Annotated in this window: 26 protein-coding genes, 1 tRNA gene and 2 pseudogenes; 15 read left to right on the top strand and 14 right to left on the bottom strand. The window is 68.0% G+C overall.

Annotated features, from left to right (window positions below; all coding sequences use genetic code 11):
- Position 1: 1 nt before the first annotated feature.
- From purH to ABLE43_RS12340, 6 genes are all read right to left on the bottom strand, one after another.
- Positions 2-1,591, bottom strand: a complete 1,590-nt coding sequence (gene purH / locus ABLE43_RS12365) for a bifunctional phosphoribosylaminoimidazolecarboxamide formyltransferase/IMP cyclohydrolase (protein WP_348978740.1) — start codon at positions 1,589-1,591, stop codon at positions 2-4.
- Positions 1,592-1,633: 42 nt separating this feature from the next.
- The gene (locus ABLE43_RS12360) at positions 1,634-1,921 is read right to left on the bottom strand and encodes a type II toxin-antitoxin system RelE/ParE family toxin (protein ID WP_348978739.1); all 288 of its coding nucleotides are present in this window, start codon (positions 1,919-1,921) and stop codon (positions 1,634-1,636) included.
- Positions 1,918-2,166, bottom strand: coding sequence for a type II toxin-antitoxin system ParD family antitoxin (locus tag ABLE43_RS12355; RefSeq protein WP_348978738.1), 249 nt, complete (start codon positions 2,164-2,166; stop codon positions 1,918-1,920). Before ABLE43_RS12355 ends, ABLE43_RS12360 begins: the two co-directional genes overlap by 4 nt.
- A gap of 57 nt (positions 2,167-2,223) precedes the next feature.
- Positions 2,224-3,960 (bottom strand): heparinase II/III family protein, encoded by a 1,737-nt coding sequence (locus ABLE43_RS12350; protein ID WP_348978737.1) that lies wholly within the window; start codon positions 3,958-3,960, stop codon positions 2,224-2,226.
- Positions 3,957-4,616, bottom strand: a complete 660-nt coding sequence (gene rpe / locus ABLE43_RS12345; protein WP_348978736.1) for a ribulose-phosphate 3-epimerase — start codon at positions 4,614-4,616, stop codon at positions 3,957-3,959. Before rpe ends, ABLE43_RS12350 begins: the two co-directional genes overlap by 4 nt.
- Positions 4,617-4,862: 246 nt before the next feature.
- Positions 4,863-6,125, bottom strand: coding sequence for an RsmB/NOP family class I SAM-dependent RNA methyltransferase (locus ABLE43_RS12340; protein WP_348978735.1), 1,263 nt, complete (start codon positions 6,123-6,125; stop codon positions 4,863-4,865).
- Positions 6,126-6,223: 98 nt separating this feature from the next.
- On the opposite strand from ABLE43_RS12340, the gene ABLE43_RS12335 reads away from it, so the two are divergent.
- The 5 genes from ABLE43_RS12335 to ABLE43_RS12315 all read left to right on the top strand — a co-directional run bounded on the left by ABLE43_RS12335 (position 6,224) and on the right by ABLE43_RS12315 (position 9,554).
- Positions 6,224-6,391 carry a DUF1674 domain-containing protein gene (locus ABLE43_RS12335; protein WP_348978734.1) on the top strand — a complete coding sequence of 56 codons (168 nt, stop codon included), beginning with the start codon at positions 6,224-6,226 and terminating at the stop codon, positions 6,389-6,391.
- Between the two features lie 44 nt (positions 6,392-6,435).
- On the top strand, positions 6,436-6,822 hold the full coding sequence (locus tag ABLE43_RS12330) for a hypothetical protein (protein WP_348978733.1): 387 nt from the start codon (positions 6,436-6,438) through the stop codon (positions 6,820-6,822).
- Positions 6,815-7,129 (top strand): YdeI/OmpD-associated family protein, encoded by a 315-nt coding sequence (locus ABLE43_RS12325; protein ID WP_348978732.1) that lies wholly within the window; start codon positions 6,815-6,817, stop codon positions 7,127-7,129. Before ABLE43_RS12330 ends, ABLE43_RS12325 begins: the two co-directional genes overlap by 8 nt.
- A 67-nt stretch (positions 7,130-7,196) precedes the next feature.
- Positions 7,197-9,023, top strand: coding sequence for an AsmA family protein (locus ABLE43_RS12320; RefSeq protein ID WP_348978731.1), 1,827 nt, complete (start codon positions 7,197-7,199; stop codon positions 9,021-9,023).
- A gap of 60 nt (positions 9,024-9,083) precedes the next feature.
- A complete protein-coding gene (locus ABLE43_RS12315) occupies positions 9,084-9,554 on the top strand; it encodes an SRPBCC family protein (RefSeq protein ID WP_348978730.1) in 471 nt (156 codons plus the stop codon).
- 309 nt (positions 9,555-9,863) lie between these two features.
- Here ABLE43_RS12315 and ABLE43_RS12310 read toward each other — a convergent pair whose 3' ends face one another.
- On the bottom strand, positions 9,864-10,568 hold the full coding sequence (locus ABLE43_RS12310; RefSeq protein WP_348978729.1) for a hypothetical protein: 705 nt from the start codon (positions 10,566-10,568) through the stop codon (positions 9,864-9,866).
- Between the two features lie 246 nt (positions 10,569-10,814).
- Here ABLE43_RS12310 and ABLE43_RS12305 point away from each other — a divergent pair, with 246 nt between their 5' ends.
- Genes ABLE43_RS12305 through holA form a run of 4 tightly spaced genes read left to right on the top strand, consistent with a single transcriptional unit; the run spans position 10,815 to position 15,260 of the window.
- Complete coding sequence (locus ABLE43_RS12305; RefSeq protein WP_348978728.1) at positions 10,815-11,249, top strand: DUF3576 domain-containing protein; 435 nt, start codon at positions 10,815-10,817, stop codon at positions 11,247-11,249.
- An 11-nt stretch (positions 11,250-11,260) separates the two neighbouring features.
- Positions 11,261-13,768 carry a leucine--tRNA ligase gene (gene leuS, locus ABLE43_RS12300; RefSeq protein ID WP_348978727.1) on the top strand — a complete coding sequence of 836 codons (2,508 nt, stop codon included), beginning with the start codon at positions 11,261-11,263 and terminating at the stop codon, positions 13,766-13,768.
- Positions 13,765-14,253 (top strand): LPS assembly lipoprotein LptE, encoded by a 489-nt coding sequence (gene lptE, locus ABLE43_RS12295; RefSeq protein WP_348978726.1) that lies wholly within the window; start codon positions 13,765-13,767, stop codon positions 14,251-14,253. Before leuS ends, lptE begins: the two co-directional genes overlap by 4 nt.
- Positions 14,250-15,260, top strand: a complete 1,011-nt coding sequence (holA, locus tag ABLE43_RS12290; protein WP_348978725.1) for a DNA polymerase III subunit delta — start codon at positions 14,250-14,252, stop codon at positions 15,258-15,260. Before lptE ends, holA begins: the two co-directional genes overlap by 4 nt.
- 266 nt (positions 15,261-15,526) lie before the next feature.
- Here holA and ABLE43_RS12285 read toward each other — a convergent pair whose 3' ends face one another.
- Positions 15,527-16,108, bottom strand: coding sequence for a class I SAM-dependent methyltransferase (locus ABLE43_RS12285; RefSeq protein ID WP_348978724.1), 582 nt, complete (start codon positions 16,106-16,108; stop codon positions 15,527-15,529).
- Positions 16,109-16,210: 102 nt separating this feature from the next.
- Between ABLE43_RS12285 and ABLE43_RS12280 the strand changes: the two genes are divergently transcribed.
- A tRNA-Leu gene (locus ABLE43_RS12280) sits at positions 16,211-16,297 on the top strand.
- Between the two features lie 111 nt (positions 16,298-16,408).
- The gene (locus ABLE43_RS12275) at positions 16,409-16,627 is read left to right on the top strand and encodes a hypothetical protein (protein ID WP_348978723.1); all 219 of its coding nucleotides are present in this window, start codon (positions 16,409-16,411) and stop codon (positions 16,625-16,627) included.
- Positions 16,628-16,873: 246 nt separating this feature from the next.
- Here the strand turns inward: ABLE43_RS12275 and ABLE43_RS12270 are convergent.
- Positions 16,874-16,957 (bottom strand): annotated as a pseudogene (locus ABLE43_RS12270) (hypothetical protein); the annotation flags it as partial.
- Here ABLE43_RS12270 and ABLE43_RS12265 point away from each other — a divergent pair.
- Complete coding sequence (locus ABLE43_RS12265) at positions 16,938-17,063, top strand: hypothetical protein (protein ID WP_348978722.1); 126 nt, start codon at positions 16,938-16,940, stop codon at positions 17,061-17,063. The pseudogene ABLE43_RS12270 and the gene ABLE43_RS12265 overlap by 20 nt on opposite strands.
- 41 nt (positions 17,064-17,104) lie before the next feature.
- Here the strand turns inward: ABLE43_RS12265 and ABLE43_RS12260 are convergent.
- The 4 genes and pseudogenes from ABLE43_RS12260 to ABLE43_RS12245 all read right to left on the bottom strand — a co-directional run.
- Positions 17,105-17,902, bottom strand: a pseudogene (locus tag ABLE43_RS12260) (recombinase family protein); the annotation flags it as partial.
- A 63-nt stretch (positions 17,903-17,965) separates the two neighbouring features.
- Positions 17,966-18,115: a hypothetical protein gene (locus ABLE43_RS12255; RefSeq protein WP_348978721.1), complete on the bottom strand. Its 150-nt coding sequence runs from the start codon at positions 18,113-18,115 to the stop codon at positions 17,966-17,968.
- Positions 18,116-18,326: 211 nt separating this feature from the next.
- On the bottom strand, positions 18,327-18,620 hold the full coding sequence (locus ABLE43_RS12250) for a type II toxin-antitoxin system RelE/ParE family toxin (RefSeq protein WP_155178511.1): 294 nt from the start codon (positions 18,618-18,620) through the stop codon (positions 18,327-18,329).
- On the bottom strand, positions 18,617-18,886 hold the full coding sequence (locus tag ABLE43_RS12245; protein WP_155178512.1) for a CopG family ribbon-helix-helix protein: 270 nt from the start codon (positions 18,884-18,886) through the stop codon (positions 18,617-18,619). The genes ABLE43_RS12250 and ABLE43_RS12245 overlap by 4 nt, the downstream gene beginning before the upstream one ends.
- A 684-nt stretch (positions 18,887-19,570) precedes the next feature.
- On the opposite strand from ABLE43_RS12245, the gene ABLE43_RS12240 reads away from it, so the two are divergent.
- The gene (locus tag ABLE43_RS12240; protein WP_155178514.1) at positions 19,571-21,646 is read left to right on the top strand and encodes a ParB/RepB/Spo0J family partition protein; all 2,076 of its coding nucleotides are present in this window, start codon (positions 19,571-19,573) and stop codon (positions 21,644-21,646) included.
- 448 nt (positions 21,647-22,094) lie between these two features.
- On the opposite strand, the gene ABLE43_RS12235 is transcribed toward ABLE43_RS12240, so the two are convergent.
- Complete coding sequence (locus ABLE43_RS12235) at positions 22,095-22,409, bottom strand: hypothetical protein (RefSeq protein WP_155178516.1); 315 nt, start codon at positions 22,407-22,409, stop codon at positions 22,095-22,097.
- Between the two features lie 78 nt (positions 22,410-22,487).
- On the opposite strand from ABLE43_RS12235, the gene ABLE43_RS12230 reads away from it, so the two are divergent.
- Together ABLE43_RS12230 and ABLE43_RS12225 are read left to right on the top strand one after the other, a co-directional pair.
- Positions 22,488-23,254, top strand: a protein-coding gene (locus ABLE43_RS12230; protein ID WP_155178518.1) for an IS5 family transposase whose coding sequence is annotated in 2 segments (ribosomal slippage) — positions 22,488-22,800 and positions 22,800-23,254 — 768 coding nt in all. Because the reading frame shifts where the segments join, the coding sequence is not laid out codon by codon here.
- Positions 23,255-23,295: 41 nt separating this feature from the next.
- On the top strand, positions 23,296-24,906 hold the full coding sequence (locus ABLE43_RS12225) for a retron Ec67 family RNA-directed DNA polymerase/endonuclease (protein WP_155178520.1): 1,611 nt from the start codon (positions 23,296-23,298) through the stop codon (positions 24,904-24,906).
- Positions 24,907-24,927 lie beyond the last annotated feature (21 nt).

Below are 24,927 nucleotides of genomic sequence, written 5' to 3'. Positions count from 1 at the left end.
ATCAGTGGCGGAAGTGGCGCATGCCGGTGAACACCATCGCGAGGCCCGCCTCGTCGGCGGCGGCGATCACCTCCGCGTCGCGGATCGACCCGCCCGGCTGGATCACCGCCGTCGCCCCCGCCTCGACCGCCGCCAGCAGCCCGTCGGCGAAGGGGAAGAAGGCGTCCGACGCGACCGCCGAACCGATGGTGCGCGGTGCGTCCCAGCCCGCCTTGTCGGCGGCGTCCTTCGCCTTCCACGCGGCGATGCGCGCCGATTCCAGCCGGTTCATCTGCCCCGCGCCGATCCCCGCCGTCGCCCCGTCCTTGGCATAGACGATCGCGTTCGACTTGACGTGCTTGGCGACGATCCATGCGAAGCGGCAGTCGGCCAGTTCCTGCGGCGTCGGCTGGCGCTGCGTCACGACCTGCAACTCGACCTGCGACAGATTGCCCGCGTCGCGCGACTGGACCAGCAGCCCGCCCGCGATGCTCTTGACCGTCAGCCCCGCGCGCGCCGGATCGGGCAGGTCGCCGGTCAGCAGCAGGCGCAGGTTCTTCTTGGCGGCGAACACCGCCTTGGCCTCGTCATCGGCGGACGGGGCCGCCACGACCTCGGTAAAGATGCCGCTGATCGCGCGCGCGGTCTCGCCGTCCAGCGGACGGTTGACCGCGATGATCCCGCCGAACGCCGACACGCTGTCGCACGCCAGCGCCGCCTGGTACGCCTCGATCAGCGTCTCGCCGGTGGCGACGCCGCACGGGTTGGCGTGCTTGACGATCACCACGGTCGGCGGCCCGTCGCGGAACTCGCTGACCAGCTCCAGCGCGGCGTCGGCGTCGTTGTAGTTGTTGTAGCTCAGCGCCTTGCCCTGCACCTGCTCCGCCTGCGCGATGCCGCGTGCGGCGGGGCCGCGCGGGATATAGAGCGACGCCGACTGGTGCGGATTCTCGCCATAGCGCAACTCGGCGCCGCGGGTGAAGGCGAGCGGCAGCGTGTCGGGGAACGCCTGCCCCTGGTCCGCAAAGGCGAACCACTGGGCGATCGCCGAATCATAGGCGGCGGTGGCGGCATAGGCCTTGGCGGCGAAGCGGCGGCGGGTGGCCAGCGTGGTCGCGCCGCCGGTTTCGGCCAGCTCGGCGATCAGCGCGGCATAGTCGGCGGGGTCGGTGACGATCGCGACCGCATCATGGTTCTTGGCCGCCGAGCGGACCATCGACGGCCCGCCGATGTCGATATTCTCGATGATGGTGTCGCGGTCGGCGCCCTTGGCCACCGTCGCCTCGAACGGATAGAGGTTCACCACCACGATATCGATCGCGCCGATGCCGTGTTCGTCCATCGACGCGACATGCTCGGGATTGTCGCGCACCGCCAGCAGCCCGCCGTGGACCACCGGGTGCAGCGTCTTGACCCGCCCGTCCATCATCTCCGGGAAGCCGGTCAGGTCGGAAATATCGCGTACGGTCAGGCCCGCATCCCGCAGCGCGGCGGCGGTGCCCCCGGTCGAGACCAGCTCGACGCCATGGCCCGCAAGCGCGGTGGCGAGATCGACGATGCCGGTCTTGTCCGAGACCGAGAGAAGCGCGCGCTGCGCGGTGACGTTTTCCATGGGCGCGCCCTTTCGCGCGAATGGCGGGGGAGGGCAAGGGGGCTACAGATGCAGGCTGACGTCCTGTCGCATGTGCAGGATACGGATGACCTCGATGCGGTCCGCCTCGTCGCGATAATGGATCATGTGCGATCCGGCGCGCTGCTTTCGATAGCCCGGACGGACGTCGACGGCGCAACCGGGCAGTCGCCCTTGCACGAGTCTGTCGCAACTATGGACAATCGTCTCGACGTAGCGGTCCGGCTGATCCGCGTCCCAACGGCTTTCGCTGTAATTCCAGATCGCCGCCAGATCGTCCCGTGCCGCCGGGGTTAGCAGCAGTCGCTTCAACGCGCTTCGAGCTTCCGACGTTGGCCGGCCTTGAACGCTGCGAGATCGAACGGTTGCGGCTCGCCGGAAGCCTCGCCCTGCCGCAAAGCCTCGCGCAGCGCCTCGACCTTGTCCTCGTGCGCTTCAAGCAGGCGCAATCCCGCACGCACGACATCGCTGGCCGATCCGTAGCGCCCGGCCGAAATCTGGTCGCGGATGAAACCGTCGAAATGATCGTCGATGGTGACGGAAGTGCGGTGCGCCATGGCGTTCGATCCGTTGCCTCAAGTCCGGCATAGCATAGCGTCGAATACTGCGGGCCGCTACCGCCCGCGGTGGAACCGCCACGACAGGTCGTGCCCGCCCGGCGGCGTCGTGCCCGACAGCACCAGCTGGAACGTACCCGCCGGCAGCCCGTCCGCGCCGATCCAGAGGCTTTCCTCGACCGAGAGCGTCGCGCCCTTCGCACGGAAATGCCACACCGGGCCGTCGGGCAGGCGCAGCAGCGCCGCCTGATCGTCCGCGCCGCCCTCGATCGCGATGCCGGGGGCGAGGTGGAAACGCACGACGAACGGCGTGTCGCCCCGGCGCGTGCGGCGACCGGTGGGGATCAGCATGTCCTCGCCCTGCACGTCGCGCCCGTCGGCGCTCAAGCTCAGTACCCGGCGGTGGAGGAAGCCCAGCCGCCGGGCATAGCCGTCATGGGCGGCCTCGACCCGACTGATCGCGTCGCTTTCCTGCCGCACCATGTCGACCGTGCCGACGCCCTTGCCGAGCGTGGCATCGTTCAGGATCGCGGTCGAATTGGTGTCGGCCAGCACCAGCGTCGAATGCGCGGCGGTCGAGCGCAGCGCGCGGCGCAGTTCGGCGGACAGGGTCAGCGCCGCCACCCCCGCACCGCCGCAGTTCACCACGATCCGCTGTCCGCCGTCCGACAGCTCGAACGCCAGCGTCGAGGCGCAGCCCTCGCGCGCGGCGCGGGGCGGCGGGGGCGGGGCGGCATCGACGATCAGCACGGTGCGCCCCGCCGCCAGCCGCTGATAGCCCCAGTCGCCCGCATGGCGTAACGGGCGGGTGCGGACGCCCGTCGCGGCGATCACGTCGGCGATGCGTTCGCCGTCCACCGGCCCGGCCCCCTGCCACGATGACAGCCCGCCCTCGCCATGGCAGACCCCCAAGAGCGCCGCGACCATGATCGTCAGCGTCGCCGCGACCGGCTCGGGCAGGTCGAGCCGCCGCGCGGCATAGATTTCGCGCAACGACGCCAGCGTCATCACCGCCTGCAACTGGTCGGCCGGGGAGCGCCCGACCAGCCCGCCGTCGTCGAACACCCCGGTCGTCAGCGCGCGCTCCAGCCCCGCCTCGCCGAAGGCACGGCGCGGATCGCCGCCGGGGATGACGAGGCCACCCGCGACCACGCCCGACCATGCGACGATCGCCGCCAGTCCGGGCGGGGCCTTCGCCGCCTCGCCGTCCAGATGGCGCGCGGTGCGGGCGATCGCGTGCAGCACCTGCGAGCGATAGACGAGATCGGTCGACGACAGGATCAGCGGGGCGTGCGCGATCCACGACAGCATCCGCCGCCCGCACGTCTCCGCCTCCCACGCCGGTTCGGCGATGCGCTCGCCATGGTCGGCCAGCCACTGGCGCATGATCGTCTCGGCGATCGGTACCGCGGTCACCCGCGGCGCGACGCTGGAGAGGTCGCGCAGCCAGCCGAAGCCGTGGAGATGCCCGGCGAAGCTGCGCGAGAATTTGGGGCGGTTGAGCTCCAGCCGGTCGAGCGGCAGCGATTCGCCGCGGAACATCAGCCGTCCGTCGAGCAGCGCCGCGCCGCGTGCCAGATCGCCGAGGAACGGATCGTCGGCGACCGCGATCAGCTTCAGCGGATGCCGCCCCTTCAGCCGCAACCGGTGGAGCGGGGTGCGCCACGCGAGGCGTTGCAGCTTATCGCGCACCCGTTCCGACAGCGACAGGCCGGTGCCGCCGCCCTGCCGCACCAGCCGCTTGCCGACCTCGATCCCGTCGCGCGGCCCGTCGATCGGCGGCTCGCCGGTCATGCGCCGCGCAGGGCGGCGATGTTCGCGGCATAGGCGGTCGGACCGCCGGTGAAGGTCGCGGTCCCCGCCACGAGGCAGTCGGCCCCGGCGGCGATCGCCTTGGGCGCGGTCGCGCGGTCGATGCCGCCGTCGACCTGCAGGTCGATCGCCCGCCCGGTCGCGTCGATCCGGCGGCGCAGGCCCTCGATCTTGGTCAGCTGGCTGTCGATGAACTTCTGTCCGCCGAAGCCGGGATTGACGCTCATGACCAGCAGCAGGTCGACGAGGTCGATGATGGGATCGACGATCTCGACCGGGGTGCCGGGGTTGAGCACCACGCCCGCGCGCTTGCCCAGGGCCTTGATCCGCTGGAGCGTGCGGTGGAGGTGCGGCCCCGATTCGGGATGGACCGAGAGGATGTCGGCCCCGGCTTCCGCAAAGGCGTCGATCAGCGGATCGACCGGCGTCACCATCAGGTGCACGTCGAACGGCTTGGCCGAATGCGGGCGCAGCGCCTTCACCACCATCGGCCCGATGGTCAGGTTGGGCACGAAATGCCCGTCCATCACGTCGACATGGATCCAGTCGGCCCCGGCCTCGTCGATGGCGCGCACTTCCTCGCCCAGTCTGGCGAAGTCGGCGGAAAGGATCGAGGGAGCGATACGAACGGCTTGCATGGGATAGCGTCCTAGCATGGTGGCGGGGGGCGGCAAGGTTTGTGGGCGTCGGGCGTGGGGCGGGCGAAGAAGAAAGAAGGTCGGTTCACGCGAAGGCGCGGAGACGCGAAGCGGTTGCGCCGGAGGCAAGGCCATGCCGCGTCAGCGGCCTTGATCCTCGTCGCGCCGGGCGCAGCGTCTCCCGAACGCGAACCGCTTGCCCCGTGCGCAACGCCTCCGCGCCTCCGCGCGAACCAATCTTCTAACCTACCCTTGCCGTTTCAGCCGGACGATGAAGAACCCGTCCATCCCGCCGACCTCCGCCAGCGTCCCCGGCAACGTCCGCACATGGCCGCGCGGATGGGGGACGACCCCGTCCGGCAGTTCCTCCGCCCGCGCCGGTTCGACCGCGAAGTCGCCCCGCGCCCCCAGGAACCGGTCGAGCTGCGCCTCCCCCTCGGCGGGTTCGAGCGAGCAGGTGGCATAGACCAGCCGCCCGCCGGGCTTCACCCAGTCGGCGGCGCGCGCCAGCAGCCGCGCCTGCAACGCCGCCGCCTCGGCGATCACCGACGGGCGGACGCGGTGAAGCACGTCGGGGTGGCGGCGGAAGATGCCGGTCGCGCTGCACGGCGCGTCGAGCAGCACCGCATCGGCGGGTGCCACGGGCTTCCACACCAGCGCGTCGCCGGTGACGACCTTCGCCGACAATCCGGTGCGTGCCAGATTCTCCTCCAGCCGGGCGAGCCGCGCCGCCGACGAATCGAGCGCGGTCACGTCCCACCCCGCCGCAGCCAGTTGCAGCGTCTTGCCGCCCGGCGCGGCGCACAGGTCGAGCGCGGTACCCGGCCCCTCGCCCAGCAGCCGCGCCGGGATCGACGCGGCGAGATCCTGCACCCACCACGCTCCCTCGGCATAGCCCGGCAGCCCGGGGATCGGCGCAGCATCGCGCAATCGCCGATGGTGCGGCGCGAGCGTCAGCCCCTCCGGCCCATCCGCGCCCTTCAGCGACAGGTCGAGCGGGGGCTGTTCGGCGATCGCCGCCTGCGCCGCGATCACCATGTCCTCGCCCCAGTTGGCGACCCAGCGCGCGTCGGTATCGGCGGGTAGCGCCGCCGTATCGGGCAGGCGGGCGTTGCCGCGCATCAGCGTGCCGAACACGCCGTGGACCAGCTTGCGCGGACCGCCGTCGACCAGCGGCAGCACCGTCGCGATCGCCGCATGCGGCGGCGTGTTCAGCACCAGCGCCTGTCCCAGCGCGATCCGCAGCGCAAAGCGCGCCTTGGCGTCGTCGGGCAGCGGGCGCTGCGTCGCGCTGTCGATCAGCGCGTCGAGATCGGGCAGGCGGCGCAGCACGGCGGCGGCGATCGCATGCGCCAGCCCGCGATCCTCGCGCCGGTCGAGATCGGCGGTGGCCGACGCCAGCGCCGCCTCCAGCGGCAGTCCGCGCCGCAGCACGGCGTCGAGCAGGCGCAGCGCGGCGCGGCGCGCGGGCACGCCGGGCGGTTCGGGGGCAAGGCGGGGGCGGGCCATCTCAGCGCGCCCCGTTCGGGAATAGGTTGCGATCGGTCACTTGAATCCTGTCGTTCCACGGCCAAGTCTGGGTGCGACCGAACCGGAAGGACTCCCCTATGGGCACGCGCCCCGCACATGTGAAGCCGCCCGCGCATCTCTCCAAGTCGCCGCCGGTGCCGACGCCCGAGCCGCTGCCGGCAAAGGACGACCATGACGACCCGCTGGGCCTCAGCCCCACCCGCTACGGCGACTGGACGCACAAGGGCATCGCGGTCGACTTCTGACGCGGACCGTGCTTCATTTCCCCCGGGGTCGGGGGAGTTGAACCATGCCGTCGTTCGTCGTGTCGCTGCTGATCCTCGCGGGTGCACAGGCCGCCCCGCCCGAACAGGCGGCCCCGTCCGAGGAGATCACCGTGGTCGCCCGCAAGCTGCGCGACTGGCGCGGCAATGCATCGAAGCGCGACGGCGTGACCCGTTGCGTGACGCGACGTTCGACCGGCGATGCGGAAATCGATGCGATCGGTTGCCGGGCGTTGACCGACTGCATGCCGCGGTTCGAGCCGGAAATCCTCGCCGTGGCGAACAGCACGGCGAAGCGCGCCGAGCGTGAGCGGCTGAACGCGCCGATCTACCAGCGGATGGGCGTCTGTTTTGCCGAACGGCGCGAAACGCTGGTCCGCGAACTGGCCGACCGGCGCGCCGCCGGTGGCTGACGCGGCACCCTTTCCCGGCGGCACGGTGCACGAAGCCGCCGCTGATGTGCGGGCGTCCATCGCCGACGATCCCGCCGTCCTCGCCCGGTGGCACGGCCTGACGCCGATCGCGCGCAACGAATATCTCTGCTGGATCGACGATGCGAAACAGGCCGCTACCCGCGCCCGACGCATCGCCCGCATCCGCGACGACCTGCTGGCGGGCAAGCGCCGCCCGTGCTGCTGGCCCGGCTGCATCCACCGGACCGACAAGGCCCCCGGCCGCTGGCAGCAGGCGATGTCGACCGGTCGCGGCACCGACGCATAACCTTCAGCATTGTCAGTACTTCCATTGCGGTGACGGAACGAACCGGCCGGTCGGTGCTTGTCGCTCCATGAAGTCGCTTCCCCGTTTCTGGCGTCGGTTGCTTGTCGGGCTGGTCCTGCTGGCTTTGCTGTTGCTGCTCCTGCTTGCCGCGTTTCCGTGGGGCGTGCTGCGCGACCGGGTAGCCACGCGACTGGCCGAGCGGTTCGGCGCGGACGTATCGATCGGGCGGATCGAGCGGGTCGAGCCGCTGTCCTTCTCCCCCACGCTTGTCGTGCGCGACCTGCGCATCGCGCAGCCGCACTGGGCGGGGCAGGGCGATCTGGTGCGGCTCCACCGGCTCGACCTGCGCTTTCGCGTGCTGCCGCTGCTGCGCGGCAGGTTCGACCTGACCGCGCTCGCGATCGACGGCGGGCGGGTGGCGCTGGTCCGCGCGAAGGACGGGACCAGGAACTGGGCCCCCGACAAGCGCGGCAAGGGCGGATCGGCGTCCGACATCACCACCCTCGCCGTCCGCAACCTCGTGATCGACTATCGCGACGCGGTGCAGAACCGGCACTTCGCCGTGACCGTCGCGTCCGATGCGCAGGGGTTCCGCGCGAGCGGCAACGGCGCGATCGATAACCGCCCGGTGCGGGTATCGCTGACCGGCCCGACGATCCGGGGCGACGGGGAATGGCCGTTTGCGGCACGGGTCGCCGGGCCGACCATCACCCTCGATGCGAAGGGCGTGATGGCGTCACCGCTCAATACCAAGCGGATGACCGTCGATCTGACCACGCGCGCCGACAATCTCAAGACGCTCGACGCGCTGGTCGAGGCCGGGCTGTTCGGTACCCAGCCGGTGCGGCTGGTGGCGCGGGTACGCCACGACGATCCGACATGGACGATCGAGCGGCTGTCGGGAGCGATCGGCAGCTCGCGGCTGGCGGGCGCGCGGGCGACCGTCACGAAGGACGGCGACAAGACCGGGATCGACGGGCGGCTGCATTTCGCGACCCTGTCCTTCGCCGATCTGGAGACGGACGAGGGCCGCGCCCGCGCCGCCGCGCTGGAGCGGCGCATCGGTCCGCGCGTCGTGCCCAACACCCGGATCAACCTCGCCAAGCTCGGCAATCTGGACGGCAGGCTGGGCGTCCGGGTCGACCGGCTGCGCGACGCGCCGGGGTTGCGCAGCCTCGATGCGACGCTCGCCATCGCCGACCGCCGCCTGACCGTCGCGCCGTTGATCGTGCGACTGGCGCAGGGGCGGATCACCGGCGGCGTCACCGTCGACCAGCGCGGGCGCAGCACCCCGCGCGCGACCTTCGACCTGACGCTCGCCGATTCGCGCATCTCGACCTTCGCCGGGGGTGCGCCGGTCGATGCGCCGCTGCGCGCCCGGCTGAAACTGGTCGGCAGCGGCGAGACGATCCGCGCCGCGATCGGCCGGTCGGACGGGCGGATCGGCTTTGCCGCCAGCGACGGCACGCTCCCCGCCAAGCTCGCCTCGCTGCTCGGGGCCGATGTCGCGCGCGGGGTCGTGACCGATGACGATGCCCGCGCCCGGCTGCGCTGTCTCGCGCTCGGGCTGGCGGTGACGAACGGCGTGGGGCGGCTCGATCCGCTGGTGATCGACACGTCGCGGGCGCAGACGCGGGGCGAAGGCCGCGTCAACCTCGCCGACGAGACGCTGGCGGTCGCGCTGACCGGCGCGCCCAAGCAGGCGACGCTGCTGCGACTCGACCGGCCGGTGCGGATCGCCGGGCGGCTGCAGGCGCCGCAGGTGGCGATCCCGCCCGGCACCAGGAGCGCGGGCGGCCTCCTGCGCATGCTCGGCAAGGCGATCAGCGGTCGTCAGCCGCCGCTGGCGGGCGATGCCGATTGCGGCGCGCTGATCGCGCGGGCGCTGCGGTAGCGTCGCAGGCTTGCCATGGCACCGGTCAAGCGGCAGCCTTGCCCGAAAAGGAGGCTGCCCATGACCGATTTCCCGCAGGATCGCGAACTGGTGCTCGACCGCATGCTGCATGCGCCGCGCGCCGCCGTCTGGCGTTGCTGGACCGAAGCGGACCTGCTGCGCCGGTGGTTCGTACCCGCGCCATGGACGGTCGCCGCCGCCGTGGTCGATCCGCGCCCCGGCGGCGCGTTCGACGTGACGATGCGCAGCCCGGAGGGGCAGGAGATGCCCCATCGCGGCACCATCCTCGACATCGTGCCGGGTGAGCGGATCGTGACGACCGATGCCTTCACCGCAGGGTTCCTGCCCGGCGACGGGCCGCCGTTCATGGTCGCGACGATGACCTTCGCCGACGACGACGGCGGCACCCGCTATGTCGCCCGCGCCCGCCACTGGTCGGTCGAGTCGCGCGAACAGCATGCGGCGATGGGATTCGACACCGGCTGGAACCGGTGCGCCGACCAGCTGGAAGCGCTCGCGCGGACGTTGTGAGGGCGGCGGGCCGGAGCGGATCGACATTCAATCGCTACTCCGTCACCCCGGACCTGTTCCGGGGTCCACCAGGCCGCAAACGCCGTCGATAGAGCCCGGGACCGTACCGGTTGCTGTGCCGTAGACCCCGGAACCGGTCCGGGGTGACGCAAGGGATGGCTGCAACGATCGAACCGAATCCGGACCGCTGAACGTCGACCCGACCCGGTAATCCCTCGCAGACCGCCATGACCATGGCTTCCCACAGGAACGGGAACGCCGACCATCATCGCAAAAGCCGGACGTCGATCGTTCGCGGCGTCGAACCGGTCAGAAGCGGAAGGCGGTGCCCACATAGACCGCCTGGCTGTCGCGGCGCTCGGGCTCGATCCGGAGCATCCGCTCGCGGTCCGAGCGGTAGCGCACGCCTGCGGTCACATCGAGATTGCGGGTCAGCTTGTACGATCCGCCCATGTCGAGCGAATAGCTCTGCGGATCGGCGATCATGCGCGGCTGGTCGGCGAGCGGACGGTCGCTGCTGGCACCCACGCGCGCGCTGGCCTTGCGGCCCGAATAGCTCAGGCCGACGCCCATCTGCTCGCGGCTGCCCGGCTGTCCGGCCAGATCGAGCCGGGCGAGGTCGCCCGACACCGCGAACCGCTTCCAGCCGACCGACACGCCGAGGTTGTAGGCGACCGGATTGACGCTGGGCATCGCCGCCGCGCTCGCCACGCGATCGGGCAGGCGGCTGGCGCGGGCGGCACGGCTGCGCACCGCGACCTTGACCGCGCGGTTGGTGATGACCGCGCCTTCGGACGGGGTGAACTGGAAACCGGTGGCGCTCAGGCCGGTGCGGGCCAGCGCCGCGGCGAGGCGCGGATCGGCCGATGCCGGGGTGAAGGAACCGATCCCCGCCAGCGGCAGCGGCGTCTGCGCGATGCGCTTGAGCACCCGCGGGGCACGTTGTTCCTGGGCGAACAGCGCAGGCGACGCGACAAGGCCGGCGGCGATCACTGCCCCCAGTCCCACGCTCATCGCTATCCGGCCACCCGTCATGATTTCCTCACTCCCCGCCAATCGCGGTACCACGATTCGGTTGCCGGTATCCATGGGTGCAGGTCGCTTTCCGGACACCTGTTGCATCGAACCCACATATTTGTCCGACTTTGCCTTCGCGCCGTGCCGCCCCGGCCGGAATCGCATCCCGCTTGCCGCACCGGGCAGACCCCCTATAGAAGCGGGCGGAACCGCCATATTGGCCTGTAGTCAAGGAATCCGCCGATGAATCGCCCGCTGCTGATCGCATTGCTGGCAACGTTCGCCCTGCCGATGACCGCGTGCAGCGGGGGCAAGGGCCGGGTGTCGGGCGATCTCGCCGCATCCAAGGTGACGACGATCGGCGTCAACAGCTATCTGTGGCGCGCCAGCCTCGACACGCTGTCGTTCATGCCGCTGACCCAGACCGACTCGAACGGCGGCGTGATCGTGACCGACTGGTACGTCAATCCGCAGACCCCGACCGAGCGGACCAAGGTGACGGTGACGATCCTCGACCAGGATCTGCGCGCCGATGCGCTGCGCGTGGCCGCGCTGCGCCAGGTGAACCAGGGCGGCCAGTGGGTCGAGGCGCCCGTCGCCGCCGCCACCGTACAGAAGCTGGAGGACATCATCCTGACGCGGGCGCGCGACCTGCGCCGCGGGGCGGTGACGGGCTGAGCGACACGGCGATGACTCCACGCTTTTCGCCCGCCGAGGCCGATGCCCGCTGGCAGGCGGCATGGGATGCTGCCGCCACCTTCGTCGCCGACGATTCGTCGCCGAAGCCCAAACGCTATGTGCTCGAGATGTTCCCCTATCCGTCGGGGCGCATCCACATGGGGCATGTGCGCAACTATACCATGGGCGACGTGCTCGCGCGCTTCCTGCGGATGACGGGGCACGAGGTGCTGCATCCGATGGGCTGGGACGCCTTCGGCATGCCTGCCGAGAATGCGGCGATGGAGAAGAAGGTCCATCCCGGCGAATGGACCTATGCCAATATCGCGGCGATGAAGGCGCAGCTGAAGCGCCTCGGCCTCGCGTTCGACTGGAGCCGCGAGTTCGCGACCTGCGATCCCGACTATTACGGGCACGAACAGGCGCTGTTCCTCGAGCTGCTGAACGGCGGCCTCGTCTATCGCAAGGAATCGGCGGTCAACTGGGACCCGGTCGACATGACCGTGCTGGCCAACGAACAGGTGATCGACGGGCGCGGCTGGCGCTCGGGCGCGCTGGTCGAGAAGCGCAAGCTGAGCCAGTGGTTCCTGAAGATCACCGACTTCGCCGACGATCTGCTGTCGGGGCTGGGGTCGCTCGACCAGTGGCCCGACAAGGTGCGGCTGATGCAGGAGAACTGGATCGGCAAGTCCGAAGGGCTGCAATTCGCGTTTCAGCCCGTCGCCCCGTTCGACCGGCGAATCGAGGTCTATTCGACCCGGCCCGACACGATCTTCGGCGCGAGCTTCGTCGCGATCGCCGCCGATCACCCGGTCGCGCGCACCCTCGCGGAAACGAACCCGGACGCCGCCGCCTTCATCGACCTGTGCAAGCAGGGCGGCACCACCGCCGCCGAGCTGGAAACCGCCGAGAAGCTGGGGTTCGACACCGGCTATCGCATGCAGCACCCGCTCGACCCTGCGCAGACGCTGCCGGTCTATATCGCGAACTTCGTGCTGATGGACTATGGCACCGGCGCGGTCATGGGCGTGCCCGCGCACGACCAGCGCGACCTCGACTTCGCGCGTAAATACGGCCTCGACGTGCGCCGCGTCGTCGCGGACGGCGAGACCGTCGATCCGCTGTTCGTCGGCGACGAGGCCTATACCGGCCCCGGTCGCCTCGTGAACTCGGGCCCGCTCGACGGGCTGGACGTCGCCGCCGCCAAGCGCTTCGTGATCGAGCGCGCCGAGGCCGAAGGCTGGGGCAAGGGCACCACCGTATGGCGGCTGCGCGACTGGGGTGTCAGCCGCCAGCGCTATTGGGGCACGCCGATCCCGATCGTGCACTGCGACGCCTGCGGCGCGGTGCCGGTGCCGAGGGACCAGCTGCCGGTACGGCTGCCCGAGGACGTGTCGTTCGACATTCCCGGCAATCCGCTCGACCGCCATCCGACGTGGAAGCACGTCGACTGCCCGGCATGCGGCGCACCCGCCCGGCGGGAGACCGACACGCTCGACACCTTCGTCGATTCGTCGTGGTATTTCATCCGCTTCGCCAGCCAGCCGCAGGACCGCCCGTTCGACCGCGCGGTGGCGGAACGCTGGCTGCCGGTCGGGCAGTATATCGGCGGGGTCGAACATGCGATCCTCCACCTGCTCTACGCCCGCTTCTGGACGCGCGCGCTCGACCATGTCGGGCTGATCGACCTGAAGGAGCCGTTCGCCGGGCTGTTCACGCAAGGCATGGTCACGCACGAAACGTACAAGTCGGCGGACGGGCGCTGGCTCGCCCCCGACGAAACGGAAGTTGGCGAGGGTGTACGCTTCGTCAAAGGAACGAATGACCCGGTTGTCATCGGCCGCGTCGAGAAGATGTCGAAGTCGAAGAAGAACACGGTCGATCCCGAACCGATTCTCGATCGCTACGGCGCGGATGCCGCGCGCTGGTTCATGCTGTCCGACAGCCCGCCCGAACGCGATTTGCCGTGGAGCGAGGCGGGGATCGAAGGCGCGGAACGCTTCGTCAAGCGGGTGTGGAAGCTGGTCGCGGGGCATGTCCCCGGTAACACCAGCCCGCAGGCGCTGACCCGTGCCGTCCACCGCGCGATCGCGGGCGTCGCCGCCGATATCGAGGCGCTGCAGTTCAACAAGGCGGTTGCCAAGCTCTATACGCTGCTTGGTGAGGCGGAGAAGGCGGACGCCATGTCCGACGCCGATCTCGACGCGCTGCTGCTGCTGGTCGGCCCGATGATCCCGCATCTGGCGGAAGAGGCATGGTCGCAACTTGGGCGGACCGGCCTCATCGCCGATGCCCCATGGCCCGCGGTCGATCCGGCGATGCTGGTCGACAGCGAATCGACCATCGCGGTGCAGGTGAACGGCAAGCTGCGCGACACCATCGTCCTGCCCAAGGGTGCCGCCAAGGACGTGGCCGAAGCCGCCGCGCTCGCCAGCGACAAGATCGTCCGCGCGCTGGACGGCAAGGCTCCGCGCAAGGTCATCGTCGTCCCCGATCGCCTGGTGAACATCGTCGCATGACCCGCCTCGCCGCCTCGCTCGCCCTGATCCTGACGCTCGGCGGCTGCGGCCTGCGTCCGCTCTACGGCGGCGGGGAGACCGGGGCGGTGCGCCGGACGCTGTCGGGGATCGAGGTCGCGCCGATCGCGGGGCAGAACGGCTGGCTGGTCGCCAATGCGCTGCGCGACCGGCTGCGGGCGGAAGGCCCTGCGCGCTATCGCCTCGAAATCCGGCTGGACGACGACATCACCGGTCTTGGCGTGCGGCGCGACGATTCGATCACGCGCGAACGGCGGACGCTGCGCGCGCGCTATCAGCTGGTCGACCTGTCGAACGGGGCGGTGACGCTCGACGCCACGGCGGGGTCCGACGCCGGGATCGACGTGGTGCGCAGCGAATATGCCACCATCGCCGCTGAACGCACCGCGCTCGAACGCCTGTCGGTGATCGTCGCCGACCAGATCGTCACCCGCATCGCGCTCACCACCGAGCGCCGACGCCCGTGAAGCTCCGCCCCGAGCAGGTGGGCACCAAGCTCGACCGGCCCGGCCCCGATATCCGCCTCTACCTCTTCCACGGTCCCGATACGGCGGGCGCGATGGCGCTGGCCGCGCGGCTGGCGAGGGGCGTGGGCGAGGGGGCCGAGCGGGTCGACATGGACGGCGCGACGCTGAAGGCGCGGCCGGGCGTGCTGGCGGACGAGGCGGCGTCCCTGTCGCTGTTCGGCGACCGGCGTCACATCCGCGTGACCGGCATGGGCGAGGAATCGCTGGAAGCGGTGACGCTGCTGCTGAACGCCGCCAGCGCCGGAAATCCGGTCGCCGCCATCGCCCCGAGCGTCAAGGGCACGTCGAAGCTGGTGAAGCTCGTCACCGCCGCGCCGAATGCGGTCGCCGTCGCCTGCTACGTGCCCGATGCCGCGCAGGCGGCGAAGCTGGCGGTGGCCCTGGCGCGCGACCACGGGCTGCGGCTGCTGGGCGACGTGCCCGAACGGCTGGCGGCGGTGACGGCGGGCGACCGCGCGGTGCTGGCCAGCGAGATCGAGAAGCTGGCGCTCTACCTCGACGCCGCGCCCGACCGCCCGCGCGATGCCGATGGCGAGGCGTTCGATGCGATCGGCGCGTCGATCGCCGATGCCGAGGTGCACGGCATCGTCGCGGCGATGATCGCGGGCGACGTGGCCCATGCCGCCATCCCCGAACCGCCCGGCGGCGGCGCGATCCCGCTGCTGCGCGCGGTCGCGCGGCGGCTGCTGGCGCTGGCCGAGATGCGGGTCGAGATCGACGACGGGCAGCCGGTCGATCAGGTGATGGAGCGCCACCGCGTGTTCTTCAAGGAACAGGGGCCGACGCGCGAGGCGCTGCGCCGCTGGGACGCCCCCCGCCTCGCCCGCGCGGTCGAGCGGGTGCGCGATGCCGAACGCGCCGCGCTGTCGGGCAGCGGCCTCGGCGACGTGGCGACCGCCGCCGAAGCGATCGCCATCGCCCGCGCCGCCGCCGGGCGCGGGCGATAGGGCGGGCCGGGCTTCGGCGGGAACGCCCGCGAACCTGCTGCCTTCGCGGAAAAGGATTCTGCGGCGGATATCGCGCGCCTGACCCGAACCTGCCCGTACCCCGGCGAAGGCCGGGGGCCAGTCGGGCTGGTCTTTCCGTGGCTTGCCGACGTTCCCCAACCGGGCCCCGGCCTTCGCCTGGGTACGGAAAAGAGCCTTTCGCCGAGGGCTACTGCTCAAGGGAGGGGAATGGCCGGATATCGATCCGCCCCCCAAGCACTCCCAGATCAACGCACGCGAACCGCCGCGTGATAGGCATTGCCACCCGCATCGTCCTCGGTAGCGACCAGCTGCAACCCCACCCGATCGAGCGCCTCGGCATAGGCCGCGATCCCGAGCGAGCGCGACGGGCGACCGGTCAGCGTATCGATCCATTCGCAGCGTTCGCAGGGCGCACTGAACAGGAACTGCCCGCCCGGCTCCAGCGCACCCGCCACCCTCGCCAGCAGCGCGCGCTGCACCCCGGCGTCGAGCAGGAACAGCAGCCCGATCGCGATCGCGCCAGGAAATCGCCTGCCGAAAAAGTCGCTGTCCTCCGCCGGTTCGCAGGCGGCGGGCATGCCGGGCAGGTTGCGGCGGAACGCGGCCAGCAGCGACGGCGATGCGTCCACGCCCCACAGCGCATGACCGTCCGCCGCCAGCGCGGCGGCGATCGGCACGCCCGATCCGCAGCCGATATCGAGGATCGCCGCGCCGGGCGACAGGCAGCGCGCCGCCCACGACCGGACCGGCGCCGTGCCCATGTCGCTGCGCACCGCCATGAACCGTTCGGCGATCGCCTCCCACCCGGCGGAACGGTCCATGGTCATCCGCCGTCTCTCCTGCCACCCGATAAAAGCATTTGCGCGGGGGAAAAACCGCTGCTAGGGGCACCCTCCTACCAGCCGAGGGGGCTTCCCCAAGGTGACTGTGCGGTCGTGGCGGAACTGGTAGACGCGCAACGTTGAGGTCGTTGTGGCCGAAAGGCCGTGGAAGTTCGAGTCTTCTCGACCGCACCATTTCGGTCCAAAAGCCCGAGTCCCTAGCACCGCCGCCTCTACGCCAGAGGCGGCGGTGAGGGTCCGCAGCAACTCGGTGCGCGTGCCGCGGATTCGCACGTCCGTCTTGCTATGGACCTCGACCCGCTGTGCAACCGCTCGAATATGATTCCGCGCATAGGAGCCATCATCGTGGCGGAGCTTGTGCTTCGCCGCCGACGCGAACGCATGAAGGCTCTCGACCGTGATCTCCGGGCTGATCCGCTCGATGTGCGCGACCGCGCGCTCGGCATCGCCTCTGGCCTGATCGCGGAGAACAGTCAGCTCCGCGATCCGCGCCTTGAGCGATGAATCGCCCAAATCGACCAGCCCGTTCTCGATCGCCTCATAGAGCCGGGAGAGTTTGGTGTCCGCCTCCGTCGCCCGCCGTTCCATTTCGGCGACGTGCTGGCGGCGCTCTGTCACCCAATCTTCCCGCCGCGCGATAAGCTGGTCCATCAGCACTTCGAGCCGCGCGGGATCGAGCAGTCGCTTTTCCAGATGGTCGATCACCGCCTCGTTCAGCCGGTCCATCGGGAGCGAGACGCCGGGGCAACCTGTTTTCCCCTTCGTGGCCTTGGTCGCGCAGGTGTAATAGCGATACTCCTGACCGCTGCGGCTGGTGCCGGTGCGTAGCGTCATGGCCCCGCCGCAGCAGGCGCAGAAGCAGATGCCGGTCAGCAGCGTCGATCCGCCCACCGCGCGGGGCGGCATCATCTTCGGGCTGCGCGCTTTCAGGGACCGCTGAACGGCCTCGAACTCCGCCACCGAGACGATCGGCGGCACTTCCATGATAGCGTGTTCACCCTCGGGTTTCCGGCGCTTCTTCTTGACGTCATAGGTGTTGAAACGATGCTGGCCGATGTAGGTCGTCCGCGTGAGCACCTGATGCACCGTACCTTTGCCCCAGCGCCCGCCATAGCGCGTGCGGATATTGTTGTCGTTGAGCCAGCATGTGATCGCCATGACGCCCATCGGCCCGGAGCCATCGGCGCCCTCCAGCGCCAGACGGAAAATCCGGCGCACCGTCTCGACATGGATCGGGTCGATCTCCAGCTTCTTCTTGGTCTTCGTGCCGCGCTGCTCGGCATCAACCACGCGATAGCCGATCGGCGGACGCGCGCCGTTCCAGAAACCCTGGCGGGCATTCTCGTTCATCGCCCGCAGCGTATGCTTGGCGGTCTCCTTCGACTGATATTCGTCGAACAGCGTCATGATCCTGCGCATCATCTCGCTTGCCGGATCATCGCCGAGCACCTGCGTGATCGAGACAACCCTGACACCATTCTTGGCCAGCTTGCGCAGGTAGAATTCGAACTGGAACTGGTCGCGGAAGAAGCGCGAGAAGCTGTGAACAACGACCGTGTCGAACACCGGAGGCTTTTCCAGCGCCGCATCGATCATTTCCTGAAAGGCGGGCCGGCGATCGTCGGTGCCGGAGACGCCGGGCTCTACGAACTCGGCGGCGACCTCCCAGCCTTGTGAGAGGCAATAGCTTTCAAGCTGCCGGCGCTGGTCAGGGATCGAAAGGTCATGGTCCGCCTGACGGGGAGTCGAAACACGAAGGTAGAGTGCGGCGCGGGCCATCGCCACGACAGGCGCGCCCTCTTGCTCAAGCGCAGTGACTGTCATGACGCGATACTCCTCGGTTCACGGCAGCGGACCGAACAGCGCATCCAATTCCTCGCGGAGATGACCTTCGATGACCCGCAGTTCGGCGTCGCCAATAGGGACTTGCTCGGGCCAATCATCGGTGACGACGATCTCATCGCCTTTGGCTGCCCCCAAACTCTTGGACACGCGCCGCTTCGCTTGCGGCTGCAAATAGTCGTGGAGGTCATCGAGACCTTCCGACCATCCGCGTGGCGCGCGGAACCGGCGTTTGCGAGAAAGTACCATCCGCGAAAGCTGCCAATCAACAGCCGCTCTCGCAAACAACGTATCCAAGCGAAGCGCAGATAGGGGCGAAGGGCGGCGCACGGCATCATCGCGTTCCGTGCGGCCAAGCTCATCAATCGTCCGACTCGAAACTGCGCTCCTCGCGACAATGCCAGAGGCGCAGGATGAAAATCGTCGCGTCCGCGATCTCGTAGCGCAGCTCGTAATTGCCGACGATGATGCGCCTGACCTCGCGCGGCGAATAGGCGTCCAGCTTCTCGCCAATCCGGGGATATTCGAGCAACCGATCCGGCGCGCGCGCGAGCTGCTGTACGACCCGCGCCGCTGCCTCGGGGGCGACAGGTCGCAGATGCTCGTGCAGCCGCACGAGATCTAACGATGCCTTGCCGGTCCACTTGATTCTCATGCCGAGGGCGGCGGAAGCGGGGTGTCCGTTCCGAGGCTGTCAGCCCACGCCTGAATCGCCTGATGGTCGATCACCCGTCCGGCATCGACGTCATCAAGGGCTTCGAGCGTCATCCGGTGACGTTCCTCTTCCTGATCGACCCACGCCGCCAGTGCCTGCTTCATCACCCAGCCGCGCGAGCGTTCCAGTCGCGAGGCCATCGCTTCAACCTTTTCCGCGAGCCCCAAGGGGACGTGAGCGGTCAATACCTTCGTCTCGATCGCCATGTTTATCACCTGCTATCAGTCCGATTAAAATATAATCGAAATCGGGTGAAAAGGCAAATTGAGCAAGAGGATTTGGCGCCTCCCTGCGGGACCGCCGCTCTATCTCCGCTGCGCTCCGACCGAGCCGCTGACGGGTCTCGTCCGTGCCGGTGACGATCAGCATGGCGGGTTGGCGCTGACGCGCCGGGCGGAACGCGGATTCAATTGAGCGCACTCTGCGGCGTCTATCGAAACCGACAGGGTTCGCGCGTTGCTTTGGCCGCGTTGCACTCTTGCTCTGGCCGGAGGGCACGGCGACGGCTGGCCCCCAGGTCCGCGCGCACGCCGCCGCGCCGGCCGGTCGCCGCAAGGGTGCGGCATTGATGGCGCCGCTGAGCGGCGCGGTCGCTGGGGCTCCGCCCTCATCGGCGGACCCGCTGGCGGGTCCGGCTTCCTTCCTGTTGCGGAGATCGGACCAGGGCTGCGCCGGTCCGATCGCGTTGCTGTGTCGTTGCACTCCCGCGATGGGGTGGGCGTCGCTTCCCTTTAGGCCCGCCGCGCCGGGCCGCAACGCGCGCGGGGCGCGCTTACCTCCTCTGCGTTCCGGTCCTCACGGATGCTGCCCGGCTCCGCCGGCAGGCCTGCCGGTCGCTTCTTCGCCGCCCACCCCATTCCGGGGTGAATGTGGTTTTTAGGAGAAGTGTGATGAACGCTGTTACCGAAACCGTAGTCGCCGAGCCTGTGTCGGGCGTCGAAATCTTCGTGCCGCTCGCCAAGCTCAAGAAGTCCCCGCGCAATGCCCGCAAGGTGCCGCATGGGGAGGCCGCTATCGAGGCGCTGGCCGCTTCGATCCAGCACAAGGGGCTGATCCAGAACCTTGTCGTGGAGCCGGAGGTCAAGGAGGACGGGACGCCGACCGGCAATTATCTCGTTACCGCTGGCGAGGGCCGGAGGCTGGCGATGCTGCTGCGCGCCAAGCGCAAGCAGATCAAGAAATCCGAGCCGGTGCGCTGCTGGCTGGATACGCAGAACGACCCGTCCGAGATCAGTCTGGACGAGAACGTGACCCGGACCCCGATGCACCCTGCCGACCAGTTCGAGCGCTTTCAGGAACTTTCGGAGAACAAGGGCTGGGGCGCGGAGGAAATCGGCGCGCGGTTCGGCGTGTCGGCTGGCGTGGTGAAACAGCGGCTTCGCCTTGGCGCTGTCAGCCCCAAGCTGTTGCAGGTCTATCGGGAGGACGGGCTGACCTTGGATCAGCTTATGGCCTTCGCGATCACCGAGGACCATGCCCGGCAGGAGCAGGTTTTCGAGGGGCTACATCACAACCGCGAACCGTGGATCATCCGCCGCGACATGACCGCCGCCAACGTGCCCGCCGATGATCGCCGTGCGGTGTTCGTCGGGGCCGACGCCTATGTCGAGGCGGGCGGCAATATCATCCGCGACCTGTTCAGCGAGGATCGGGGCGGGTTTTTCGAGGATGCGGGCTTGCTCGACATGCTCGCCGCCGAGAAACTGCGCGACATTGCGGGTGAGGTTCAGGCCGAGGGCTGGAAATGGGCCGAGGCGCATATCGATTATCCCCATGCCCATGGAATGCGGCGTTTCTATCCGCAGTCGGTTCCCCTGTCCGACGAGGACGAGGCGCGGCTGGAGGTGCTGTCCGCCGAGTATGACGAGCTTGCCGAAGGCTATTCGTCCTATGACGAAATGCCCGAGGACGTGGCGGCGAAGCTGGAGGCGGTGTCCGACGAAATCGACACGCTTTCGGCCAAGCGTTCGGCTTACGATGCCAATGTAATCGCACATGGCGGGGCGTTCGTCGTGTTGCACCATGACGGCAGCGTTCGGGTCGAGCGCGGTTTCGTGCGGGCAGAGGATGAGGCGCTGGCCGATCCGCAGCCGGAGCCGGAAGAAGGCGATGCGACCGAGCCGCAGACCGGCGAGAGCGAGCAGCCGGAGGACGGCGATGAGAGCGTGCAGGATGCCGACGAGGACGAGGAACCGGGCAAACCGATTTCCGACAGCCTCACCCGCGACCTGTCCGCGCATCGGACGCTTGCCTTGCGGGTGGCGCTGGCCGAGCAACCCGATACGGCGTTGATCGCGCTGACCCACACGCTGACCGCGCAACTGTTCTACAGCTATGCGGAGGCCGGTTGCCTTGAGGTTCGTCCGACCGTCACCCCCTTGGGGAGCCATGCGGACGGGATCGAGGATACGCCCTTGGCGGCGCGGGCGAGCGAGCAGCACGAAGCATGGGCCGAGCGGATGCCGCGCGACGTGGCGGACCTGTGGGCCTTCATCGTCGGGCTGACGGACGAGAAGCGGATAGCGCTGCTGGCGCATTGCGCGGCCCGCACCGTCAACGCGCTGCGTCTGCCGTGGGATCGCAAGCCCCGCTCGCTGCAAACCGCCGACAGGCTGGCGACCGCGCTGGCGCTGGACGTGGCGAAGGACTGGACGCCGACCGTGGACAGCTATCTTGGCCGTGTCACCAAAGCGCATATCGTCGAGGCCGTGACCGAAGGCGTGTCGGAAGATGCCGCCCGCCGCATCGCCGACATGAAGAAGGTAGATATGGCCGAGGTCGCCGAGCAGCTTCTGGCCGGGGCCGGCTGGCTTCCCGCGACCCTGCGGACTCCCGAACCGGAGGCGGAGCAATCCGCACCCGTCGAGGCCGAGGATGCCGGGATCGTGGACCAGCCGTCCGAAGCGGAGGATATCGACACCGAAACGGAGGACGGTGAAGCATCTTACGCGGTTGCTGCCGAGTAGCGCCATTGGACCGGGGTCGCATATGCGGCCCCGGTTCTTCCTTGTATTGCGCCAAAATCGCGGCCACGCTCCTACCGGGCGGCCGCTTCTGCTAGGCATAGCTCAATCGCCGCTCGCCGGGCATGGCCCGGCTCGCGGGTCAACGCTTGAAGTTTTATGCGTTTTGGAGAACAACCGCCGCAGGCTTACAGGCAGAGTTGTTATCGAGAATCGCGATATAAGACACCGATGTTGGGCAGTGATGCTCTCCATCTACCCCTAATGCAGCTTTACCGCTGAGCGGACGATCTGATCGAACGCATAGGAGTGCCTGTAAGCCACCTATAGGGGGGTGGGGTGTCTAGTCTGGCGAAACTACAAGCGGCGACGTCGCTCGATGATCTGGCTGCAATCCTGGGATACAAGCCCGCCGCGCTTGCCTACCTAGGCCGTGAACCCATAAAAGTGTTCAGCGGACGGTTTTCGGCCCATCCGGCAACGATATGAGATAGTCGGCTATAGCTTGGGCCGTCGCCGCTGCGGCGTCGGCGTCCACAACAGACATCCCCATGTGCTCGGAGGCTATGCCGGTGAGGTAGGCGGTAGCCTCACCCTTTGAGCCGCCGCGAGAGATCGTGCTGACGACGTGAAGCAGGTAACGATCGTATTCGTCCGCGCACCCCTCATCGGGAGAACTCCCGTTATGCGCCAGTCCGATAGGATCCCAGAACTTCCACCCGATTTCACGTAGGCGGGAGAGCTGTATCTTTGGGTAAAGGGTCATGTTCCAAGCATAGCCGAAAAATGCAGTTCTCAGCCATCTGCACTTTCCATTTTGGCTGTTTGCTGATTCAGACTTTGCATGAGCCGATACGACCTGACCGACTTCGAGTGGCGCGTGATCGAGCCGCTCCTACCCAACAAGCCGCGAGGCGTTCCGCGCGTCGATGATCGGCGCGTGCTCAATGGTATCTTCTGGGTGCTGCGTTCTGGTGCGCCGTGGCGCGATCTGCCCGAACGCTACGGCCCGCGCACTACCTGCTACAACCGCTTCGTCCGATGGCGGAAGGCCGGTGTTTGGGATCGGATGATGGATGCTATTACCGCCGCACATGATGGCGACATCCAGATGATCGACAGCACCTCCGTTCGCGCTCACCAACAGGCCGCGACGGCAAAAAGGGGGATCGAGATCATTGTCTCGGTCGCTCCCGAGGCGGCCTCACCACCAAAATCCACGCGGTCGTCGATGCGCAAGGACTCCCGATCCGGCTCGGCCTGACAGCAGGACAGGCGCACGACGGGCAGGTCGCGGGCACGCTGCTCAACCATCTTGGTCCGCACACAATCGTGCTCGCCGACAAGGCCTACGACGCTGACCGCATCCGTGAGCTAATCGAAGAGCAAGGCGCCACGCCGAACATCCCGGCCAAATCCAATCGGAAGTGGAAACCCTGCTTCAGCAAACGGCTCTACCGCGAACGTAATTTGATCGAGCGCTTCTTCTCCAAATTGAAGCACTTCCGCCGCGTCGCCACGCGATACGACAAGCTCGCCGAAAACTTCCTCGCCATGGTCCAGCTCGCATCAATGCGGCTATGGCTGCGTGCTTATGAGTCTACGGCCTAGTCTATCATCTCCCTGACGCGCAGAAATATACCGCGTTCACCATTCCAAAGCGGGATGGAACGCAGCGGCAGATTCTCGCCCCGACGCCCAAGCTGAAACTTCTGCAACGACGTCTCGCCAACGTCCTCTACCTGGCGCTGGCCGACATCGACAAGGCTGGCACACCCAGGCGCCAGCTCTCTCATGGCTTCGCCAAGCATCTGTCCATCGTGACCAACGCGGCCGTCCACAAGCGGCGGCGTTATGTGCTGAACCTAGATCTCAAGGACTTCTTCCCCTCGATCAATTTCGGCCGCGTGCGCGGCATCTTTATAAAGGACAAGCGCTTCGCCCTCGACCCCAAGGTGGCGACGCTTATCGCGCAGATTGCCTGCCACGACCATGTTCTTCCGCAGGGAAGTCCATGCTCGCCGGTCATTTCCAATATCGTCGGACACTTGCTCGACATTCGGCTGGTTCGTTTCGCCAAAGCGCAGAAATGCACCTATTCGCGCTATGCCGATGACATCACCTTTTCCACGAACGCCAAGGCATTTCCGGCCGACGTTGCCGCTCCGGTATCTGGATCGGAGCACGACTGGGCGCTGGGCGCAGCGCTGCTCAAGGAACTCAAAAAGGCGGATTTCGAGGTCAATCCGGCCAAGACTCGGATGCAATATCGCGGGTCACGACAGGTCGCGACCGGCCTGCTCGTCAACGAGAAGCCGAACGTCCGGCCTGAATACTATCGCACCGTGCGCGCGATGTGCTGGTCGCTGTTCAACAGTGGAACCTATTATCGTATGGTTCCTGCCGCGCTAGCGGGCGGGAAACCCGGCGATCCCGACGTGCAGGAACCGGCCTCCTCGCTGGCCCCGCTGCAAGGCATGCTCGGCTACATCTACCATGTGCGCAATCAGGTCGACACGCGACCTGCTGCCGAGAAGAAGAAAGAGGAGACATCGACGGCGACGCGCAAGCTCTATGTCCGCTTCCTCTTCTACCGCAACTTCGTTGTGGCTCCGAAGCCGCTCATCATTCCCGAAGGCAAGACTGATTCCATCTATCTGCGCGCGGCGATAGAGAAGCTCACCGCCTACCAACCCCGGCTCGGCGAAATGGACAAAGGTAAGTTCAAGCCCGCGCTCAAGTTCATGAATTTCTCCGCCGCAATCCATGACGTGCTTCAGATCGGCAACGGTGCGGGGGATCTGAAGCACTTCATTCGGAAATACCCCGATGCCCTCAAGCACTATCGGCACCGACCTTTGCCGAACCCGGTTATCGTCCTGATCGACAATGACGATGGCGCAAATGATATTTTCAGCGTCGCCAAAAATCTCGGCGCCCCCCACATTTCGCGGACCTCCACCGATCCATTCTATCGGCTTGCCCCCAACCTCTATCTCATCAAGACGCCGGAGATGGGTTCCAAGGGGACGAGTTGCATCGAGGATCTGTTCGAACCCGCCCTTCGAAAAACCGTCATTGACGGGAAGGTGTTTGACCCGAACAAAAAGCACGGCGAAGCCGGGAAATACGGCAAGGCCAGGTTTGCCGAGAAAGTTGTCCAGCCGCAGAAGGACAAGATCGACTTTTCCAAATTCGCGGACCTCCTAGACCGTATTGTTGCGGTCCTCGACGACTACGCCGCAAACCCGCCACCGCCCTGACATGCACGAGTACGGATTTTC

Source organism: Sphingomonas silueang, assembly GCF_040049155.1.
GTDB classification, from domain to species: domain Bacteria; phylum Pseudomonadota; class Alphaproteobacteria; order Sphingomonadales; family Sphingomonadaceae; genus Sphingomonas; species Sphingomonas silueang.
The sequence above is the reverse complement of the archived record's forward strand: the minus strand, read 5'-3'. Positions and strand labels throughout refer to the sequence as shown.